Annotated in this window: 22 protein-coding genes; 9 read left to right on the top strand and 13 right to left on the bottom strand. The window is 60.4% G+C overall.

The features are described from left to right. Window positions 1–6 precede the first annotated feature (6 nt). A complete protein-coding gene (locus MK_RS04735) occupies window positions 7–1,413 on the top strand; it encodes a radical SAM/SPASM domain-containing protein (RefSeq protein WP_011019264.1) in 1,407 nt (468 codons plus the stop codon). After that, entirely contained in the window at window positions 1,410–2,783 is a 1,374-nt protein-coding gene (locus MK_RS04730; RefSeq protein ID WP_011019263.1) for a B12-binding domain-containing radical SAM protein, read from the top strand. The genes MK_RS04735 and MK_RS04730 overlap by 4 nt, the downstream gene beginning before the upstream one ends. A 52-nt stretch (window positions 2,784–2,835) precedes the next feature. Here MK_RS04730 and MK_RS04725 read toward each other — a convergent pair whose 3' ends face one another. Beyond that, window positions 2,836–3,642, bottom strand: coding sequence for a TRM11 family SAM-dependent methyltransferase (locus MK_RS04725; protein WP_011019262.1), 807 nt, complete (start codon window positions 3,640–3,642; stop codon window positions 2,836–2,838). Between the two features lie 13 nt (window positions 3,643–3,655). On the opposite strand from MK_RS04725, the gene glmM reads away from it, so the two are divergent. Next, complete coding sequence (glmM, locus tag MK_RS04720) at window positions 3,656–5,014, top strand: phosphoglucosamine mutase (protein ID WP_011019261.1); 1,359 nt, start codon at window positions 3,656–3,658, stop codon at window positions 5,012–5,014. Continuing rightward, entirely contained in the window at window positions 5,011–6,288 is a 1,278-nt protein-coding gene (gene glmU / locus MK_RS04715; RefSeq protein WP_011019260.1) for a bifunctional sugar-1-phosphate nucleotidylyltransferase/acetyltransferase, read from the top strand. The genes glmM and glmU overlap by 4 nt, the downstream gene beginning before the upstream one ends. A 51-nt stretch (window positions 6,289–6,339) precedes the next feature. On the opposite strand, the gene MK_RS04710 is transcribed toward glmU, so the two are convergent. Further along, a complete protein-coding gene (locus MK_RS04710) occupies window positions 6,340–6,888 on the bottom strand; it encodes a hypothetical protein (protein ID WP_011019259.1) in 549 nt (182 codons plus the stop codon). An 18-nt stretch (window positions 6,889–6,906) separates the two neighbouring features. On the opposite strand from MK_RS04710, the gene MK_RS04705 reads away from it, so the two are divergent. The 5 genes from MK_RS04705 to MK_RS04685 are packed head-to-tail and all read left to right on the top strand — an operon-like array spanning window position 6,907 to window position 11,168. After that, a complete protein-coding gene (locus MK_RS04705; RefSeq protein WP_011019258.1) occupies window positions 6,907–8,088 on the top strand; it encodes a tripartite tricarboxylate transporter permease in 1,182 nt (393 codons plus the stop codon). Window positions 8,089–8,090: 2 nt separating this feature from the next. Beyond that, entirely contained in the window at window positions 8,091–8,990 is a 900-nt protein-coding gene (locus MK_RS04700) for an AIR synthase related protein (protein WP_158295939.1), read from the top strand. Next, window positions 8,987–9,757 carry a tRNA pseudouridine(38-40) synthase TruA gene (locus MK_RS04695; protein WP_011019256.1) on the top strand — a complete coding sequence of 257 codons (771 nt, stop codon included), beginning with the start codon at window positions 8,987–8,989 and terminating at the stop codon, window positions 9,755–9,757. Before MK_RS04700 ends, MK_RS04695 begins: the two co-directional genes overlap by 4 nt. Beyond that, entirely contained in the window at window positions 9,751–10,515 is a 765-nt protein-coding gene (locus tag MK_RS04690) for a hypothetical protein (protein ID WP_011019255.1), read from the top strand. Before MK_RS04695 ends, MK_RS04690 begins: the two co-directional genes overlap by 7 nt. Beyond that, entirely contained in the window at window positions 10,512–11,168 is a 657-nt protein-coding gene (locus tag MK_RS04685; RefSeq protein ID WP_011019254.1) for a hypothetical protein, read from the top strand. Before MK_RS04690 ends, MK_RS04685 begins: the two co-directional genes overlap by 4 nt. On the opposite strand, the gene MK_RS04680 is transcribed toward MK_RS04685, so the two are convergent. The 11 genes from MK_RS04680 to MK_RS04630 all read right to left on the bottom strand — a co-directional run bounded on the left by MK_RS04680 (window position 11,158) and on the right by MK_RS04630 (window position 19,414). Next, entirely contained in the window at window positions 11,158–11,454 is a 297-nt protein-coding gene (locus tag MK_RS04680; RefSeq protein ID WP_011019253.1) for a transcriptional regulator, read from the bottom strand. The two genes, MK_RS04685 and MK_RS04680, sit on opposite strands and share 11 nt — an antisense overlap. Window position 11,455: 1 nt before the next feature. Beyond that, window positions 11,456–12,046 (bottom strand): potassium channel family protein, encoded by a 591-nt coding sequence (locus tag MK_RS04675; protein WP_011019252.1) that lies wholly within the window; start codon window positions 12,044–12,046, stop codon window positions 11,456–11,458. 11 nt (window positions 12,047–12,057) lie between these two features. Further along, window positions 12,058–12,579 (bottom strand): magnesium transporter, encoded by a 522-nt coding sequence (locus MK_RS04670; protein WP_011019251.1) that lies wholly within the window; start codon window positions 12,577–12,579, stop codon window positions 12,058–12,060. Beyond that, the gene (locus MK_RS04665; RefSeq protein WP_011019250.1) at window positions 12,576–13,091 is read right to left on the bottom strand and encodes a magnesium transporter; all 516 of its coding nucleotides are present in this window, start codon (window positions 13,089–13,091) and stop codon (window positions 12,576–12,578) included. The genes MK_RS04670 and MK_RS04665 overlap by 4 nt, the downstream gene beginning before the upstream one ends. Further along, window positions 13,088–14,419 (bottom strand): FAD-dependent oxidoreductase, encoded by a 1,332-nt coding sequence (locus tag MK_RS04660; protein ID WP_226988729.1) that lies wholly within the window; start codon window positions 14,417–14,419, stop codon window positions 13,088–13,090. The genes MK_RS04665 and MK_RS04660 overlap by 4 nt, the downstream gene beginning before the upstream one ends. Before the next feature lie 51 nt (window positions 14,420–14,470). Continuing rightward, window positions 14,471–15,193, bottom strand: coding sequence for a polyprenol monophosphomannose synthase (locus tag MK_RS04655; RefSeq protein WP_011019248.1), 723 nt, complete (start codon window positions 15,191–15,193; stop codon window positions 14,471–14,473). Continuing rightward, complete coding sequence (locus MK_RS04650) at window positions 15,087–15,884, bottom strand: GNAT family N-acetyltransferase (protein ID WP_011019247.1); 798 nt, start codon at window positions 15,882–15,884, stop codon at window positions 15,087–15,089. The genes MK_RS04655 and MK_RS04650 overlap by 107 nt, the downstream gene beginning before the upstream one ends. An 84-nt stretch (window positions 15,885–15,968) precedes the next feature. Beyond that, on the bottom strand, window positions 15,969–17,204 hold the full coding sequence (locus MK_RS04645) for a proteasome-activating nucleotidase (protein WP_148679947.1): 1,236 nt from the start codon (window positions 17,202–17,204) through the stop codon (window positions 15,969–15,971). Window positions 17,205–17,439: 235 nt separating this feature from the next. Then, the gene (locus MK_RS04640) at window positions 17,440–17,964 is read right to left on the bottom strand and encodes a hypothetical protein (RefSeq protein WP_158295937.1); all 525 of its coding nucleotides are present in this window, start codon (window positions 17,962–17,964) and stop codon (window positions 17,440–17,442) included. Next, complete coding sequence (locus MK_RS04635; RefSeq protein ID WP_158295936.1) at window positions 17,879–18,802, bottom strand: triphosphoribosyl-dephospho-CoA synthase; 924 nt, start codon at window positions 18,800–18,802, stop codon at window positions 17,879–17,881. The genes MK_RS04640 and MK_RS04635 overlap by 86 nt, the downstream gene beginning before the upstream one ends. Before the next feature lie 9 nt (window positions 18,803–18,811). Continuing rightward, window positions 18,812–19,414 carry a hypothetical protein gene (locus tag MK_RS04630; RefSeq protein ID WP_011019243.1) on the bottom strand — a complete coding sequence of 201 codons (603 nt, stop codon included), beginning with the start codon at window positions 19,412–19,414 and terminating at the stop codon, window positions 18,812–18,814. Window positions 19,415–19,421: the final 7 nt, after the last annotated feature.

The raw sequence follows: 19,421 nt of genomic DNA, 5'->3' as shown, positions 1-19,421 counted from the left end.
CTTCGCATGACCAGGGTCGGTGAGTTCATCCGTGTGCTGAACCGGGTGCTGGACTCGGAGCTGGCACGGCGGCTGATGAAGCTGGGGGCCAAGCGGTGCGAGTCGTGCGGAGACGTGCGCGTGAAGGTCGCGCTGGACGTGGCTTATGGCGGTCGGGAGGACGCGTGCTGGAAGTGCAAGGCGACGGCTCGATTGGTGAAGAAGCTCGTTGAGAAGACGGCCCGGGCGGCCGGCGTAGACGAGGAGACAGTCCGGGAGGCCCTCTCGCTGGACTCCTACCGGCGAGGCATCGCCGTGACGCTGCTAGGGATCTACCGGTACGGGGTCCGGAAACCGTTCGTCCCGGCCGCTCCGTATCTCGTGGTCTGGGACGTGACCGGGCTGTGTAACCTGCGCTGCGAGCACTGCTACTCGGAGGCGGGCAAGCCCGCGCCCGGCGAGCTGGACACCGAGAGGGCGCTGGAAGTCATCGAGCGGTTCTCAGAGTGGAACGTTCCGGGGCTGGCGTTCTCCGGCGGCGAGCCGCTGATGCGGGACGACTTCTTCGAGCTGGCGGAGGCCTCCGCCAACGAGGGGATGTTCACCGCGCTCGCCACGAACGGGACCCTGATCGACCGGGACACGGCGGAGCGGCTGGAGGCCGCGGGCGTCGAGTACGTCGAGATCAGCCTGGACGGGGCTCGGCCCGAGACGCACGATAAGTTCCGAGGCGTCAAGGGTGCCTGGGAACGAACGGTTGAGGGCGTTCGTCACTGCGCCGAGACGGACATGATCACCGTGATCGCCTTCACCGTGCACCGGAACAACGTGGACGAGCTCCCGCAGATGCTGGATCTCGCGGAGGAGCTCGGAGCCGACGGGATCGCAGTGTTCAACTTCATCCCCACGGGCCAGGGTCGGTTCTGCCCGGAGCTGGACCCGCCGCCTGAGGTCCGGGAGGAGGTGCTCAAGATGCTCGTTCGGGAGGCCCTGGACCGGGACCTGATGATCTACTCCACCGCGCCGCAGATGTCCCGAGTGAGCCTGCAGATGACCGAGTCGGGGGAGGGAGGCGTACTCTACGGAACCCACTTCGCGTACGCGGGCGAGGGCCGCTGGATCGAGCCCCTCGTCGAGTTTATCGGGGGGTGCGGCGCCGGCCGATGCCTGCTGGCCATCCGGCCGAACGGTGACGTCCAGCCGTGCGTGTTCTTGCCAGTTAAGATCGGGAACATACTGGAGGACGATCCGGAGGAGTTGTGGGAACACGAGGTGCTCTGGGCGTGCCGAAACCGTGACGAGCTGGAGAAGCCCTGCGGCGAGTGCAAGTACCGGTACGTGTGCGGCGGATGCCGGGCCCGTGCGTACGCGATCACGGGCAAGGTGGAGGGGCCCGACCCGGGCTGTGTCCTAGTGGGGGATGCTAACAAGTGAAAGTCTTGTTGGTTCAACCTCCGTTCGAGGACGACATCGCCCGCGTGCTGGGAGTACGGGGATTCCCGATCGGACTAGTCTACCTGGCCGCCAAGCTCGAGAAGGAAGGGTTCTCCGTCGACATCCTGGACTGTCCCGCCGAAGGTGTTGAGATGGAGGACCTACGGGGAAGGATCAGAGGCTACGACGCGGTAGGGATAACGGCCACGACCCCGGTGGCGCCGTCGGCGTACAAGGTCGCGAAGCTGGCAAAGGATGAGGGGGCATTCGTGTTTCTGGGCGGCCCGCACCCCACCTTCATGGACCGAGAGGCCCTCAGGGAAAGCCCTGCCGACGTGGTAATCCGGGGCGAGGGAGAATCGACGACTGTCGAGGTACTGGAGGCCGTAGATCGGTGGGAGGAGTCAGACCTTTCGAATATTCCCGGAATCACCTACAGGGAGGGCTCTAAAATTGTTCGAAATCCCGACCGACAGGAGCCGGAAGACCTAGATTCGCTACCGCTCCCGGCGTACGACAAGGTAGACCTGGACCAGTACTCCGCGGACAGCGTCCGGTTCGTCCCCGTCATCACGAGCCGCGGCTGCCCGTTCCGGTGCCTCTTCTGCGCCTCCTCCAGGATCTTCGGACCCAAGTGGCGAGGGAAGAGCCCGGATCGGGTGGTCGAGGAGATCTCTTACTTGGTGGAAGAGCTGGGAGTGGAGCGACTCGAGTTCGTCGACGACGTGTTTACTGCCCATAAGCGAAGGGTGCGGGAGATATGTGAGAAAATGAGGGAGGAAGGTATCGACGTCCCGTGGGACTGCGGCGCCCGCGCGGACACGCTCACGCCGGAGCTCGCCCGCACGATACGCGAGCACGGGTGCCGCACGGTATACGTCGGGGCCGAATCGGCCAGCAACGAAACCCTGAAACGCATCAACAAGGGGATCACCGTCCAGGACGTCATCGCGTGCCGTAAGGTGGCGAAAAGGCACGGACTCAGGATCTTATTATCATTCATCCTGGGGTTCCCATGGGAGGATCGCGAGGACGTCTTCAGGACGATCAAGTTCGCGCGCCGCCTCGAGCCGGACTACGTGCAGTTCACGGTGTGCACGCCCTACCCGGGAACGCCGCTGTACGACCTCGCCAAGGAGAGGGGACTGATCGAGGTTCACGACTGGTCGAAGTATACCACGGTAGATCCGGTGATGAGGACTGAGCACCTGAGCACCAGGGAGCTGGGGCGCCTGCTGCAGCGCGCGTACCTGTCGTTCTACCTGAACCCCCGGTACCTGCTGAACGCGCTGCGAGAGGGCAAGCTGTTCCTGTTCAAGCGGATCGTTAAGTCCGGGATCCGCGCGGTGCTGTCGTACCTGAGCCGGTGATCAGCTCCCCGAAAACTCATCACAGATCAGGAGCGGTCCGCGGTCATCACCGCTAAGGCACGACGACGGCGATGACCCGGGTAAGGCTGCCGTGGACCCGGTCCCGAACCTCGCCCTCTACCCTCTTCACACTCTCTTTAACTTCTTCCCAGGCGTCCACGGGCGCGGTCAGGGAGACCTTGCCCTCGACCACCTCAGACAACGCGTCCAACGTGTTGAGTAGCAGCCGCTCCACCGGCCCGCCCTCGATGTACGAAGAGCGGCCGTATGGCGGGTCCACGGCGGCGGCCTGGACGGGCTCGTCTAGGATCTCGTCTACCTCCTCCGCCCGACCCGTGTGTAGCTCGTACTCCTCGATCCTGTAGTGCCGCAGGTTACGCTCGGTCCGCTCCACGAGTTCCTCCCGGACCTCCACCCCGACGGGCACGCAGCCGATCAGTCCCGCCTCGATGAGGATACCGCCCACGTTGCACATCGGGTCCAGTAAGCGCTCCCCGCGCCGCGCCTCGGCCAGGTTGACCAGGACCCGGGCCAGGAAAGGCTCCGTGGAGTCGGGCATGAACTCGGGGCGCTTGTGCGGCTTACGATCGGACAGCTTCTCACGCTCCGCGAGGAGCCGGACTGGTCTACGCTCACCCCCAATCTCGACCCTGACCCTCCCCTCGCCGACCCGGTAGACCGCATGCGTCCGGGCGAGCCGCCGGACGACCCGCTCCGCCTCCTCGTCAGTGAGTCCTTCGACCACCGCGACCCGATCGTGGACCTCGACTTCGATCTCGCCGACCTCCGCCCGGAGCGCGCCCTTTAATTCCATTAGCGCCAACTCAACGTTATCCCCGGCGAGTAGGAACGCGAACAAAGGGGGACCCCCCGTGGGTAAATACTTCGGTACGTCCGGTATCCGCGGTAGAGTAGGGGAGTTCCTAACTCCAGAGCTCGCACTTCGAGCTGGACGCGCTCTCGGCGAGTACTTGGGTGGCGGCACGGTTGCCGTAGGTCGCGACACCCGGGTACACTGCGATGCCCTTCGCGCAGCCGTGATCTCAGGACTGACCGCCCAAGGATGTGATGTTGTAGACATCGGGGTAGTGTGCACACCGACTCTGGGTTGTTACGTGGCGACTGAGGGTCTCGACGCCGGTGTAATGATCACAGCTTCCCACAATCCTCCCGAGTACAACGGGATAAAGTTCTGGGACTCTGACGGAATGGCGTTCTCGCCCGAACAAGAGCGTGAAATAGAGCAGATCATGGACGGCGATCTGGAGTACCCGAATTGGGACGAGTACGGTGAGGTGGTCGACGACGAGACGGCGTTGAACGTACACGTGGAGAGGATACTGGACGAGGTCTCCGTCGACGGGGACGGGCTACGCATCGTGGTGGACTGTGCCAACGGCCCCTCCGCGTTCGTCACTCCGGTAGTACTCCGCGAGATGGGGTGCGAGGTAATCTCTCTAAACGCGCATCCTGATGGACACTTCCCGGGCCGGGAACCGGAGCCGAAGCCCGAGAACCTGAAGGACCTCATGCGAACCGTGCGGGCGACGGATGCTGATCTGGGGATCGCCCACGACGGGGACGCTGATCGTGTAGTTTTCGTCACCGAGGAAGGTAAGTTCGCCGGGTACGACGAAGTGCTGGCGTTGGTGTGCCGGCGAATCCTCGAGGAGAAGGGTCCAGGGAAGGTCGCCGTGAACGTCGATGCTTCGATGGTTATCGACGAGGTAGTCCGCGAGATGGGCGGCGAGGTGGTGAGGACCAAAGTGGGAGACGTCCACGTAGCCGCCGCGATACGGGAGGAAGGATGCGTCTTCGGAGGGGAACCGAACGGAACCTGGATACACCCGGACGTACACATGTGCCCCGACGGTCCGCTCTCCGCGGCGTGGATGGTGAGCTTGCTGATCGAGGAAGGGCGACCGCTCTCGGAACTGTTAGCCGAGATCCCGAGCTACCCGGTCGTGCGCGAAACCGTCGAGTGTCCCGACGAGCTCAAGCCCGAAGTGATGAGGCTGGTGGAGACGCGCCTCCGGGAGGCTTACGACGACATCGATACCGTAGACGGCGTTCGTGTCGAACTGGACGATGGCTGGGTGCTCGTCAGGCCCTCCGGCACCGAACCGCTCATACGGATAACGGTGGAGGCGGAGTCCGAGGAACGCGCCCGAGAGCTCAGGGATGAGTTCGTCGATATCGTCCGCAGGTGTGTCGAGGAGGTGAGGGAATGATCGGTATCGTGCTCGCGGCGGGCGAAGGTACCCGGATGCGACCGCTGACGAAGACACGGCCGAAGGTCCTCCTGCCGGTGGCCGATCGCCGTCTTATCGACTTCTCCATCGAGGCCATGAAGCGCATCGGAGTGGAACACCTCGTGGTGGTCGTGGAATACCTGGCCGAGAAGGTGGAACGGTACGTCAAGGATCGCTGGGGCGATTCCTTCGAGCTGGAGTTCGTCCGTCAGGGTAAGCCCCTGGGAACAGCCCACGCTGTGTACGTCGCGTGGCGGGAGATCGAACCCGACGAGACCGTGGTCATCACAAACGGGGACTTGGTGTTCGATTCGGAGTTGCTCGAGCGCGCGGTACGTGAGCACGAAGGCGTCGCCTCAATGGTGCTAGTGGAGGTCGAGGATCCGTCGGAATTCGGGGTCGCGAGACTACAAGACGGGTACGTGGTGGAGCTCGTGGAGAAACCCAAGCCCGAGGAGGCTCCCTCCAACCTGGCGAACGCGGGAGTGTACGTGGCGGAACCGGAGTTCGAGAGGTTTTTGGAACGAGTCAAACCCTCTCCGCGGGGCGAGTTCGAGATCACCGATGCGCTGCTCGACGCCGCCATCGATGAAGGTGTTCTAGGGATTTCGTACGACGGGTTCTGGTCCGACGTAGGTCGCCCGTGGGACCTACTCGACGCCAACGCTTGGGCACTTCGGAACGCGATGTCGCGTCCCGAGGTTGAAGGAGTCATCGAGGAGAACGTGGAGCTGAGAGGACCGGTGTGGGTAGCCGAGGATGCGATCCTCAGGTCGGGAGCCGTAGTCGAAGGGCCCGCCTATATAGGCCCGGGGTGCGAAATCGGACCCAACTGCTACATCCGACCGGCGACGACGCTGGTCCGGGACGTCCGCATCGGCCAAGCCGTCGAAATCAAGAACTCAATAATCATGGAGGGGACGAACGTCAGCCACCTCTCCTACGTGGGAGACAGCGTTATCGGGGCCAAGTGCAACCTGGGAGCCGGTACCATCATCGCCAACCTCAGACACGATGAACGCAACGTGAAAGTAGTAGTCAAGGGCGAGCTCGAGGATACCGGTAGGAGGAAGTTCGGAGCCGTACTGGGTGATGGGGTTAAAACAGGGATCAACACCTCTATACTGCCGGGACGGAAACTGGGCCCGTACTCGGCCACCGCACCTTCCACCGTCGTCCGTAAGAACGTCCCGGAGGGCAAGATGCTAGTTCAAGGTGACCAGATCCTAGTCGATTGGGAGGGACGCGGATGACGATGTCCCGCGCTACTGAAGGATGATGACGATTGGACCGCGGACGCGTCCTCAGCTGAGCATCCACCTCAACAACTTCTTTCCGGCAACGGTGAACGTTCCACTCAGCTCCTCTTTCTTCTCCGCCGAGATCGTGGAGAGTCTCTCTAGAGCCTCCATAATCCCAGACCAGATCTCACGGACGGCCAACGCCAGTCCCTGAACCTTCGACCGGTACCGGAAGTCCGCTTCGACGGCCGCTTCATGGATTTCTATCAGCGCTCGAAGCAGTAGGACCGCTCCCGCCGCCGCTATCACCAAGTAAAAGGCGGGCCTATCGAAGACGTAGAGTGCCCCGAGTACGGGCATGGCGAGCCATGGCGCCAGGTACTCCAGTCTAGCCGCGTTTACCATCAGGAGTGATAGCAACCCTAGACCTCTCGCTACCGCGATGAAGGGTGAGACTCTCCTCGAGACACTAATTCCCAACAAGACTGAGATCCCTAAGAGGAGGACGATAGTCCAAACGAGCCCCAGGATGTGAACCGTAAGTGCTAGGAGTCCGAGTGTCCACGCAGCCCCTAGCGCCATCGCAAACGATCGCCATAGCTCCTTTAGCATCTCGAAGTCCCCGGTCCGGTGGGTCGGACTTGCTCCGGTGGAGCGTTTCTCGGAATCTTTTCCGGGATGCTATCGGGGTACATCCCCGGTCTCCATCCGAATACGTTTTTTTCGGAGTTCGATCCCACGTACCTCGACCGTGAAGACGTGTTGACATTCGCTTCAGCGTGCTCAGCCGTCAACGTCCCGTTGTCTAAGGTTGAAAGCATGTTCTTGGGAGTACCTGACGATCAGGCGTCGGTTGCCGTGTTGATTCCGTTGCAGCGCTATACGATCGAGGGAAGGGCGGAAGAAGCCGCTCGCCTCGTCGCCCTAGGGACGTTATCCACGGGCTTTTTCGCGGCGGTCGCGCTCCCATACATCGTGAAAATCGTAGGACCCATGTACGTCGCCTCCAAGCCGATAATACCGTGGCTGGTACTGACGATCCTGGCCTTACAAACGTACGATAATGGACTCCGCGGGTTGGCGGTCTTCTCGGCGAGTTCCGCGGTAGGCTACGTAGTTCTTTCGGGACCGCTCGACGTAGCCTCCCCACTGGAAGCCATGCTCTCCGGATTCTACGCGATCGGGCCAGGGCTTTCCTGTCTGATGAACCGCACTTCGATCCCGAAGCAGCGGCCTGGAAAGCCCGCAATATCTGGAAAGGAGCTCCCGAAATGCGGAATCCTGGCCGCACTCGCGGGTTGTGCTCTCGGTTTCCTGCCGGGATTGGGACCCGCCAACGTGGTTTCCGTCCTGACGCGGTTGGGCGTCGACACGACCGAGCGGTACCTGCTGGTCACCTCCGGTATCGACGCCGCCGACGCGGTGTCCTCGATCGTGGCGCTACACGCGCTTGGGAACCCTAGGAGTGGAGCTTCGGTGTTCATCCAACGATCCGTTGGAGATATCACGTACCCCGAAGTGTTGGCGTCGGTGGGAGTGTACCTACTCGTGTCGGTGTTGGGAGCGTGGCTGCTCATCTTTTCGACCAGGGTGTTGGGAGGGGTGCTCTCCGGAGCACGGGCGCGAGTACTGACCGGTACCGTAGTACTCGGACTGCTCGCGTTGATGACATTTCATGGGTTAGGTTCGCTCGGTACGGCGATCGCGTGTGCGGGAATAGGGATTTACGCGCTCCGCTCCGGCGTCGATCCGTCGCTCTGCACGTCAGCGCTGGCCTTGCCGACGGCTCTGAAGCTGCTGGGGGTCGGGTGAGTTTGGAAAAAGTCGACCTGGAGCGCCTCCTCGAGCACATAGAAGAGACTAACTTCTGCCGCAGGTTATTCAGGGAAGTCTCGGAGGAGTGGAAGACGATCATAGGCCCACTACAGGGCGATGACGCCACGGTGATCGAAGTAAACGGTGAGCGATTAGTTATCAACATGGAAGGCCCCTACCCGGCCAAGATCGGTAGAAAGACCGCGATCATACACTCGGCGGCCGACGTCGTGGTCACCGGCGGTGAACCGATAGTGGCGTTCGACGCCGTACAGGCCGAAAGCGAGGAGCAGGCGGAGGAAATCCTTGAAGATTTAAGGAAACAGGCGGAAGGGTTAGGAATCAAGATCCTCGGCGGTAACACACAATCCCATCCCGACCTAGTGCCCTGCGTCTCCGTGGTCGTGATCGGTCGATTGATAGCCGACGAGCCGATCCCGGACGGTACGGCCAGGGAAGGCGATGCGCTGGTATTTTTGGGCGAGCCTGTGCGTGGGGACGTTGGGGATCGCGTTTACAAGGCTAAGGTGAAATTCAACGCGTTTCTCAGGTTCCTACGGGAAGGTATCGACGTGAGCGCCGCCAAGGACGCCAGTCGCGGTGGGGTACTCGGGAACCTACTGGAGATGATGGGCAAAGCCAAGAAGGGTGTCGAGCTCCGGTCGATGCCGTACCCCACGTGGACGGGGTATTTAGGGATCTTCATGGTATGTATGGATCCAAACGACGTCGAACGTGCTGCCGAGATAGCGTTCGAAGAGGGATGCCCGTTCACGGTCGCAGGAGAGGTTGTGGACGAACCCGTGATCCGTTTCGGAAACCGGGAACTAGTTTCCGAGGAGGAAATGATAGAGGTCTACCGGAGGCTCCCTTACAAGCCCCCTGGGGCCGGGCGATGAGAGTAGCCCTCCGGGTCGCCTACGACGGTTCGCGATATCACGGTTTCCAGTACCAACCCGACGTCCCAACGATCGAAGGAGCGCTACGAAAAGCGCTCTCGGAGCTGGGATTGGAACTGGTAGGGTACGCATCCAGGACCGACGCGGGGGCCCATGCACGCTACCAGGTAGTCGTGGTAGAAGGCGACCCGGAGCTAGCCCAACCGGACCCCATCAACGCGAGATTACCCAAGGACATCCGGGTTATAGCCAAAACGGAAGTCCATGAAGAGTTCGATCCGCGGCGCGACGCGCTACGAAAGGAGTATCGGTACTTCTTGGGACCACTAAACCGTCCCGAAGCCGCGGCACGGGCTGCCCGCAAGCTCGAAGGAAAACACGATTTTTCGGCATTCCGAAGGGAGGATGGCCGGAATCCGATAATAACCGTCGAGCGGTGTGAACTCGTAGAAATAACCCCTAACGCGTACGTGTTGCGGGTCGTGGCACCGCGATTCCTGTGGGAGATGGTCCGCAGGATAGCGGGGTTCGTGTGGGAGGTAGGCCACGGGCTCAGGGAGGAAGGGGACGCCGAAGCGCTACTTTCTGGGAAGTTCGAGCCGTCGAAGAAACCCAGATGCCTTCCGGCGGAGGGATTGATCTTGTGGCACATCGAGTACGATGAGGTACGTTTTGAGCGTACCAAAGCTTGGTTTGAAGATCATAAAGTAATACAATTAGGGGGGAGATTACTACTACGCCTGCCCGAGGGGGCAGAAAGTTGCTGAAAGTCACCGTCTGCCCGCCGTGCTACGGGTTCAGAGAAGTATGCCATAAGTTAGCGCAAGACGGCGAAATCGTAGACGTATCGGATGCTCGAAGGCTATCCGACATCACCTCGTTGTGTGACGAGGGAGCAGACCGTGTGGTAATTGCTCACATGGATGCGCCAACGGTGCTCGAGTGGTTGGAGCGCCGTGACCGTTACGCACTCAGGAGTATCAGATCCAAGGTGTACAACGTTCTATCGGCGCTGCTCAACAGGTTCAAAGAAGTTCACGTTGTGGTCTACTCCCAGGTGTTTCTGGACTTCGTACCCGACAGCATCGTGCGCGAGGTGTCGGTCGAGCTGGTTAAGGTGGAAGGCTCCGCGAAGGACATTTTGACATGGCCGCCGTACGGGCCGTGCCCGGAAGCGTTGAAACGTGGTGGCACTCTTGAGGAGATGAATGAACACGTGAGCGAGCTCGTCGAAGAGACGGGGTCCACGATATTAGGAGAAATCGCCCGAAGGGATGTGCGAGTTGTCCGCACGATGTACCTGTCCGCCACGGAGATACTGGGTAGAATCTGCAGGAATTTCCGTGAGTTCAAACTCGGGACTAAGATGCTGGACGCACTGGAAGCCGCAGGGGTCCTGACGTCCAGGAACGTCGGTTACAGAATGTTCAGCTGGAGCCCTGCCGCAGTGTTGGGCAGACGGTCCGAGCTGGTGAATGGCGTACTCAACGCGGTACTCGAAATGGAGGGGGCTGTGTTCGGATGAAACTGCCGGAGAACGTTCCGGAGCCCCCGGTAGTCTGTGAGAAGTTCGACATAGGCGAAGAAGCTAGGGTAATGCGCCGATCACACGACGGGTACGTGCGACTCGGTGAGGTAGCGGGACTTGAGAAGTTCCGATCCGTGTGCCTGGTATCGGTGCGTGCGGATTCTGGGTATTACTACGTGGTCCCATACCGTGTCACGGAGGAGCGCGTCATTACCGAACCGCTCCGGGTCCGAAAGATCGGAGAAGGCGTCGTCGTCCCACCGATCATCCCGCACCGTCGTCTCGGGGAACTCTTCGTAGACGTCCGCAAGGTGGGCAGCGACTACATGGTGACGCTGTACGGTAAGAACCTACACGTCAGGACCTACGAGAGTCTCACCATCATGACGCAGCGTCGCGGGAGCGAACTCTCCGCGGGTGGCATGTCGATAGACCTCTCCTCGGGCTTCCTGAAAGTGGAAGGCGTGAGGTGTCGTCCGTTGGGCTTCCATAGACCGGACGCGATCGTTGGGATCACCGAGAGACTCGAAGTCGTCGAGATACGTGAGAACGGCTCACGATATCTGGGAGACGTCGTGGCGGTGGGTGAGTTTCTAAGGATAACGTTGGACGATTTGTCCTTGGACGTCCCTCGGAGGGTCATTCCCTGATCGTGAACCTCGGCGGTTGGATCCACTCGGACTTGCATTTCGGGCACCTGGACGGTGGCTTAACCCTGAGGCTCTTGAACACGTACCCGCACTTGTTACACCTAGCCGGTTCCATAAGCAGCGTCTTGCCCTCACGACGTAGCGTTTTAGCTATGTGTTCCAAGTCCTCGATAATCTTCGATTTATCGTCCTCTCCGACCATGTAAGCTATCTCCTCAATGGTCAGAGGTTCACGGCTCTCCGTGAGCAAGGACACGATCTTTTCGCGCCTAGTCTCCCAACGCATGTCATCCTCGCCCACTAGCCATCTTCTTCAGTTTCCTGTATCCTTCGTCCCGACCACGAACTATCAAGACATCTCCTCCCAGTATCTTGGCGTCTTTATCCGGCCCTATTATCCAAGTCGACCCCCGCCTGATCGCGATTACGTGCATCCCAGTCTCACTGGCCAGCCTGAGTTCTCCCAGCGTTTTGCCGTCTAATTCCGACCCCTCTTCAACCCGAACAAGCCGTATCTTCTCTTCGGACTCGGCGATGGCCTTCTGAACGATAGGGTGAGGTTCCGCACCCATAGCCACGGTTTCGGCAATGTCGTTCGCGGCGTCGGTGATAACCTCCATCGACTGCGTCAACTCCATTATGGGCAGTAGATGGCGAACGTCCTCGAGATCCCGAATAGCCAGAGCGAGCTTCGCCTTCAGTACCATAGACAACTCGTCCACGCGTCTCTCAATGCGTCGCACCTCCTCGGCCAACTCGGGGCTCCCGAACAGTAAGACCGAGTAAGCCAGGTCAACGGATAGCTGCGCGAGATTCTTCATTTCCGTAAGGAGCTCCACGACCGTCCGCTTCTTAACCTCTTCTTCGATTTTTTCCATTTCCAACGCCATTACCCCGGAGCTAGGGTTAAGGTAAGTATGATCCCTACGGAATCCGCGGCCGTCGTCACGACGGGCCCAACGACGTCGTCGGGATCCATCCCTAGTCTTACGCTCGTGAACGCCGAGCCGAGGGCCACGAGAATAGAGGTCAAGAACGTTAACCCCGTCGACTCAACGGCCAACAGGATCAGAGACGGTCGACCGGAGAACGCGACGGTCACGAGACCGGCGTAGCCCGCGATTACCAACAGCAAGGCCGAGCCTTGCACCAACGCGTCTCTCAGTACCGCCCATATCGTGAACGTCCCTAAGTGCAAATAGGTAGAAAGACGGCTACCGAACGACGCGGCCGCAGCGCCGGCCGCCGCCATTAGAACTGGGAGGAGCGCGGCTAGACCGGGGTTATGCTCGAGCTTGGCCTCCCATTTAGCCAGCAGCGAGCCCGTGAAAGAGCTCCAGACGGCGAGAATTATGGAAATCACCAACATCGATCGGAGGATCCTGAGAATCCCTCTCCATACACTGCTCAACCTACCATCACCTCCGCAATCGTGAACAGGAAAGCCACCGTCAGTACGTCCGAGAGAGCCGTTGTTAGTGGCGGAGCGACATGATCCGGATCGAAACCCAACATCGCCGCCATGCGGACGATACCGACTGTTACTGGCGTCACGACCGCGGTAACCGACAGTACGGTAAGGAACGCAGTCCCTACGAGGGTACTCAAATCACCTCCGTAGGCGTAGTAGACGACCGAGCCGATGACCGGAGGCACCATGAGGCCGATTAGGAGAACCGCCAGTGAGCTCTGCAGTGCCCTCTCCTCGTCACCCAGATGGGTCGCCGTGGCGGTGCGGGCGGAGTGAGCGAGAGCCACGTTGCCCCGAAAGTCCATGAGAGCCGGAAGCATCGCCAAGAACTCAGGATGATGCACCCACCGATGCTTAAGGGATTCGAGCGTAATCCCCGTGAACGATTCCATGAGGACCAAGGCCGTCAGTGATGCTGTGGCGGCGGAAAGGTCTCTGAGGAAGCGCTTCATGAGTGAAGCTCCTCCCTAAGGAGCTCGGCGGCCTCGTATATGGGTTCTATAACCCGAGCGACCGGAGGCGAGTAGGAGTAATCCCAGCTCAGGAGGTCCTCTACTTTAGCCGCCAGCCGGATGGCCAAAGCGACACCGTCGACGCGCTCCCTCACCCGTTCCCCTCCAACGGATTGAACTCCGACGATACGGTGCGTGTCCGCATCAGCTATTAACTTGACCGCAATAGGCTCGCCACCCGGATAATACCTGGCCCTGGTGGTCGTCTCGACGGTGGCCGAAACCACCTCCAACCCTAATTCTTCGGCCCTGGTCTGTGTCAATCCCGCACCCGCCGCCTCCAGATCGAACACGCGGATCACTGCGGTGTTGAGGGTACCCATCCAAGTCGCCCTGGGACCTCCAGCGGCGTTTTTCCCGGCGATCTTGCCCTGTCGAACGGCGACCGTGCCGAGCTGGCTCGGAACTCGCTCACCCGTGATGGGACACCAATCAGCCACACAATCCCCGGCCGCGTATATATCGTCGAAGACACCGCCGTCCTCGCGCTTGACTCGAAGGGCGGGATCGACTTCAACCCCAAAGGGTAGGACCGAAGCCCCTATGCTCTCAAAGAGGTCCGTTACCGGCCTCACACCGGCCGCCATCACGACGAGGTCGGCCTCTATCTCTTCACCGTTTACCACCACGGCCTCCACTCTATCATCGCCTTCTATAGCCTCCACAGGCGAGCCGAGAAGTACTCTGACGCCCTCCTTTTCCATCCGCTCTTGCACTATCGCGGCGACATCATCGTCGAGGAACTGCGGAAGAACCCTATCGAGCATTTCGACCAGCGTGACCTCTAACCCGCGTTCGTGAAGGGCGTACGCCATCTCTACACCGATGGGTCCTGCTCCCACTATCACAGCTCGCTCCGACTCCTGAACGGCTCGTAGTAGAGGCTCGATATCCGAAAACCGCCGAACGGTGAAGACGCCGTCCAGTTCGGAACCCTCGATCGGGGGAACTAGAGGCTCTCCACCGGTAGCGAGAACCATCGAGTCGTATTCGACGGTGTCACCGTCTTCGGTGGTCACGACCTTCTCTTCGGGATCGACTTCCTCCACCCTCACGCCCAGCCTGACGTCGATCCCGAGGCGCTCGTAGTGGGTGGGATCGCGCATCAGGATATCTTCCGGTCGTTCTATCTCCCCTGAGATTACGAACGGGATGGCGCAGGGGGAGTACGCGATATGCTCATCCGCCGAGATTAGAACCACGTCGGCGCCGTGTTCCCGGGCAGTCCGAGCGGCTACGACGCCGGCGGCTCCGCCTCCTACCACCACAACGCGCAATCTTCTGCCCTCGAGCCATCCGGAGCAGGTATGTGAAAACGTTTACAGGAGCCCACGCTGCTTCAAGTCCTTCCTGATCCTCCACACTCCTCTGAGGTACCGTAGTATCTGACGGATATTCACGTTAGAGGATCCCCGCTCTCTGGGTCGGAACAAGAACGGGTACTCCTGCACGGTGTAGCCCATGTGGTGGGCCTTCGCGAGCGTCTCGACCTGTATCTCGAAACCTTCGGACACGAACGGTCGGCTCTCGGTCAGTATCTTCCGGGAAATAGCACGGAACCCGCTCGTCGGATCGCGGTACGGAAGTTTGAGGAACAAGCGTGCAACAACGCGTGCACCCCAAGAGTTCAGCTTACGGTACCACGGGAAGTTCTCAACGACGGACCCTTCGACGTACCTGGACCCTAATCCGAAGTCGCACTCCCCATCGAGTACCGGATTCACGATGTTAGGAAGACACTCTGGTGGGTGTTGACCGTCGGCGTCCATACATACTATCACCTCGCCCCTAGCCTCGCGGAACCCTCTCCTGTACGCTAGACCTAATCCCGGCTTCTCCTCGCGCACGATCACCTTGATGTTACCGTACTGTCTGGAAAGTTCTCGGGCCACTTCCGCCGTTCCGTCGGGTGAGTTGTCGTCGACTACCAGAATCTCAGCGGTCCAGCCTTCTTCCTCCACTACCTCCTCGATCTTGGGAATCACCCTTGGAAGGTTCTCGCGCTCGTTGTACGTGGGCAATATCACGCTGACGTCGACCATGATCCCCGTCCCCCAGCGATGCTATGAGGGTGAACGAGCGGACACCCGACCTGAAAACGTGCACGGGCTTCTCCGGATCCAACCGGTGAAACGGTGTAGGGTCCCTCCGAGCGTTCACCGTACGAATTCGAAGTAGCTCCAGCTCTTCACGGACCTCTCTCGGTACCCTGGTTAGCTCCAAGTACTCCTCACTCCCAGTCCTACGATACCACCTTAGCCTCACCTCGAGTTCCCGGTACACATGAGTGGGATCGGCGCGGATACCCGTGAAGAACGGTAAGGCGCGTCTGATTGGAGTGGTTCGTGCGACCTTCAGACCTTCTTCCCGGAGCGTTTTCAGGGCGGCGGCGATCATGACGTGTCCCAACTGGTACCTGGCGCGCACCTCCGGAGACACTACGAGGCCGAAGACGTTGTGGGGATTGGGACCGGAACCTATGCGTTCCCGAGGATCCGCGGCGACGCAAGCGACGATCTCGTCCTCCCGTAGAGCCACCAGCAGCCTGGTGCGATCGGAGGCTAGCCCACGGTCCGTGTCGAAGACATCGAGAGGAACCACTTCTCCCACGTTTCCAGGACCACGGCGCTCGGCGGACTTCAGTAACGAACGGATCGCGTCCAGGTTGTCCTGGTTCGTTCTGATCTCCTTAACGACGTAAGGACCGTAATGCGCAACAGTCCGCTCGCCCACTATTCATCATCCCTGTCGGGTCCGCCAGCAACCGCCTCGTCATCCTGGGGAGGGGATTGTTGGTGGAAGGTCGGGGAGTCCGCATCAGTGGTACGCGCGCTTGAACTCTCCGCTCTCTTCTTCCTTCTTACCCATGACCCTGTCCACGGCCTTCAGGAAGTCATCCATGGTGACAATGTCACGGTCCTCGCGTATAGCCATCATACCAGCCTCGGTACATATGGCCTTGATGTCCGCACCTGAGGCACCCTCGGTGATCTTCGCCAGCTTCTGGAGATCGACGTCCTCGGCCAAGTTCATGTCGCGCGTGTGGATCTTGAAGATCTCGTACCGGCCCTCCTCGTCCGGTAGCGGGATCTTAATGTGCCTGTCGAACCGACCCGGTCGCAGCAAGGCCGGGTCCAGGATGTCCTTCCGGTTCGTGGCCGCGATGACCTTGATGTCGTCGAGCGGATCGAAGCCGTCCATCTCCGCGAGCAGCTGGGTGAGCGTGCGCTGGACCTCGCGGTCTCCGCTCGTCGCGTCCCGCATTCGCCGGGCACCGATCGCGTCGATCTCGTCGATGAAGATAATACTCGGAGCCTTCTCGCGTGCGAGTTCGAACAGCTCCCGCACCAGTCTAGCACCTTCGCCGATGAACTTCTGGACCAATTCCGGCGCGGCGAGCCGGATGAAGGTGGCGTCGGCGTGGTTCGCCACGGCTTTGGCCAGCAGGGTCTTACCGGTGCCCGGTGGACCGTACAGTAGGACACCCTTCGGCGGTTCGACACCGACCTTCTCGAACAGCTCGGGCTCCTTGAGCGGCTTCTCCACGACTTCTCGGATCTCGCGGATCTGCTCGTCCAGACCGCCGATATCGTCGTACGACACATCGGGTGACTCGTCCACCTCCATCGCCAGTACACGTGAGTCTTTCTCCGACGGTAACACGTCCACCACGGCCATGCTCTGCTGGTTGAGGGCCACGTTAGCACCCGGCTCGAGCTCGTTTCTGTCTACGGTCGGGCTCACGTTCGAGACGAACTTCGGACCCGTGGAACTCTTCACTATCACGCGACCGTCGTCGAGGATCTCTTCGACGGTACCCACGATGAGCGGGGGCTTCTTCATCCGCTGCAGGTCGCTACGGAGCTTCTCGATCATGACTTCTTTACGCCGTAGCTCCTCCCGCAGCTCGGCCTTCTCGTCGCGCTCCATCTCCAACTCCTTCTCCAGAGTCTTACGACGACGGGCCTCGATGCGAAGCTTCTCCTCGTGGGCTCGCAGCTTCCGCTCCAACTCCTCCAACCGCTTGAAGTACTCCTTGAGGAGCTCTTCCAACCGCTCCTTTTCACGCTTGAAGTCCAGAAACTTCTCGCAGAGATCCCTCACGTCTTTCACGCCTGTTTCTTCCATGAGCGTGATCAGATCGTCCAGCGTAGCTTTCAGCGACTCGACGTCCAGATCCGGCTCGATCTCGGAAAACTTATCCAGCGCATCGCGGAGGTTCTTCAGATCGTTCAAGTTCGAACCTTGTGAGGTTTTGGGTAACACACTGTCAAGTTTTTCCGTCAAGTTAACACCCCCTGGGTAACCGGACTTCGACTCTGGGAACTGTAAACCCAGTGAATGCCGCGGGAGACATTATCACACGGTCCGCGAAACGCTTTACAGTTTCGAAACCAGACAGTGACATCTCCAATAAGTAATCTCGGTGGGGGGCCACGAGGTCGAGATCTGAGCCTGGGTTCGAGACCCGAACGCTAGTCCACCCGACCGGATTCCCGACCTCGATGTCGTGGAGGGGCGCACCGCACCCGACGGTCCCCAAGACACCCAAGCGCCTGAACCCCGAGTCCCACAGGCTCTCCAAGAGTTCCAGGACCCGATATCCCACCTCAGGATCGACGGGATGTCCTACATCTTCGGGTGGCTCGACAACAGACGCGTCCAGTTTCTTGCATATCTTCCGGTAAGCTTCGAAGGGTGTTAACTCCCTGCGGACCTCAGCTTCGTCAGCCTTTAAGAACTTCTCGTCTCCCGCGGACGCGACCGCCCGGGTTCCGTCCGACCGTATCAGAAGCCTGAGAGTTCCGTTCAACAGCTCCGCCACTCCACCTCCGCGGAGGATCACGATACGGGGATACGATGTCCCTCCCCCACCTCGCAAGTAGGAGGACGAGTCCAACGACCGTGACGTCGGCCGAGGCACCGGGACTCACCCCACGTTCGGCGCACTCGTGCACGAATTTGTGCAGCTCCGCGCGACCCCGTTCGGTGAACGGGCCTCCAGCGCGTAGAACTTCCGACGCCCTTCGTTTCACCCAATTACGCAGTTTCCGGGGGATCCCGGCGTCTTCTAACGTTGACATGCAGGCCAGTACCGAGTGTATCACGGCCTCTTCGAGGGGCCTTCCCGCCCGCAGCGTGGCCCGTAGGACCGGCAAGGATACCCCCCGAGCCGTAGCCATTCCGGAGGCCACCTCGCCGAAGACACCGGCCAATCGCTCCTTGATCCGGATTCGCCCGCACTTGGTTTCCGACCGGTTCCAGAGGGCCTCCGTACACCTTCTCCCGACGACGCGGATGCGGCCGAACGGGAACGGGTCGTTTTCGAGCCCAGCCGAGTAGCAGTACACTGACCCGAGGAACACTATCCCACGCACGGAGTTAGGTCCGCCAGAAGCTGTTATCACGTCCACGTTCCACGCGGGAAGGGACCGGATCAACTCGTCTACGGGTTCACCGTCTATCCCCAGCTCTAGGGCCTCCTCGAGACACCTTCGAAGCTCCGGAAGGCACGCGAGGAACTCACGGGGCCCCATGTCCTCGTGGGAGCTAGGAGAGATGGGATCCACCAACCCTGGTTTCGGCCCGGAGAGTACCTCCAGTGCGACCGACTCGCAAAACAGCGTCGGAAGCTCTCTGACTGTCCCCACCACGGTCCCTCACCTGGCCCCCAACTTAGAGATGACGCTTCTGGACGCCGGCCTCCATGCAGATGCTATCGGCTTCCCGTCCCTGACGGCGAGGACGTCCGTATACGACAGTCTGGACCTTTCATCGAACACCTGTCGACCTCCTAGAAACCTCAGCTTCACGTCACCGATCTCCAATAGGGCACACGGACAACATTCTCTGAACACGTCCAGGTTGCTTACCACCCTCTTCCGTACTCGAGCGGGTAACTCACCCGAGAAAGCGAACAGGGCGTGGAATCCTCGGCGCTCCGGTCGTAAGCCGGTGAGGTTCGCGATGAGTCCAGTAGCCCTCACATCCGCAACCACCGCCACCAGATCCGGATCCGCGGGATCGAGGTCGATTTCCATCGATCCCGAGCGTACGACTTCCCTTGAGACTTCCACCTCTACCGTGATTACCTCGCCTGGTACCCGCTTCCCGGCCACGAAAACACCGTGTTCGAACCGCTTACCCTGGGCAACAGTACCCAACACGGCTGCTCTTTCCACCTCGCACATCTCCAATACGGACCCGAGCACTAGCGAGCGGCGCACATCGGTGTCTATCAGTAGTGACTCGCGGACCGGCACCGCCCAC

Origin of the sequence: Methanopyrus kandleri AV19 (assembly GCF_000007185.1) — an archaeon.
GTDB lineage: Archaea > JAADCQ01 > Methanopyri > Methanopyrales > Methanopyraceae > Methanopyrus > Methanopyrus kandleri.
The sequence above is the reverse complement of the archived record's forward strand: the minus strand, read 5'-3'. Positions and strand labels throughout refer to the sequence as shown.

What these genes read in the sequence shown, in the direction of transcription:
- MK_RS04655 (WP_011019248.1), bottom strand. Translation starts at nt 15,193, where the DNA reads ATGGTCGACGTCAGCGTGATATTGCCCACGTACAACGAGCGCGAGAAC.
- MK_RS04735 (WP_011019264.1), top strand. Translation starts at nt 7, where the DNA reads ATGACCAGGGTCGGTGAGTTCATCCGTGTGCTGAACCGGGTGCTGGAC.
- MK_RS04675 (WP_011019252.1), bottom strand. Translation starts at nt 12,046, where the DNA reads ATGGAAAAAATCGAAGAAGAGGTTAAGAAGCGGACGGTCGTGGAGCTC.
- MK_RS04695 (WP_011019256.1), top strand. Translation starts at nt 8,987, where the DNA reads ATGAGAGTAGCCCTCCGGGTCGCCTACGACGGTTCGCGATATCACGGT.
- glmU (WP_011019260.1), top strand. Translation starts at nt 5,011, where the DNA reads ATGATCGGTATCGTGCTCGCGGCGGGCGAAGGTACCCGGATGCGACCG.
- MK_RS04685 (WP_011019254.1), top strand. Translation starts at nt 10,512, where the DNA reads ATGAAACTGCCGGAGAACGTTCCGGAGCCCCCGGTAGTCTGTGAGAAG.
- MK_RS04710 (WP_011019259.1), bottom strand. Translation starts at nt 6,888, where the DNA reads ATGCTAAAGGAGCTATGGCGATCGTTTGCGATGGCGCTAGGGGCTGCG.
- MK_RS04680 (WP_011019253.1), bottom strand. Translation starts at nt 11,454, where the DNA reads ATGCGTTGGGAGACTAGGCGCGAAAAGATCGTGTCCTTGCTCACGGAG.
- MK_RS04665 (WP_011019250.1), bottom strand. Translation starts at nt 13,091, where the DNA reads ATGAAGCGCTTCCTCAGAGACCTTTCCGCCGCCACAGCATCACTGACG.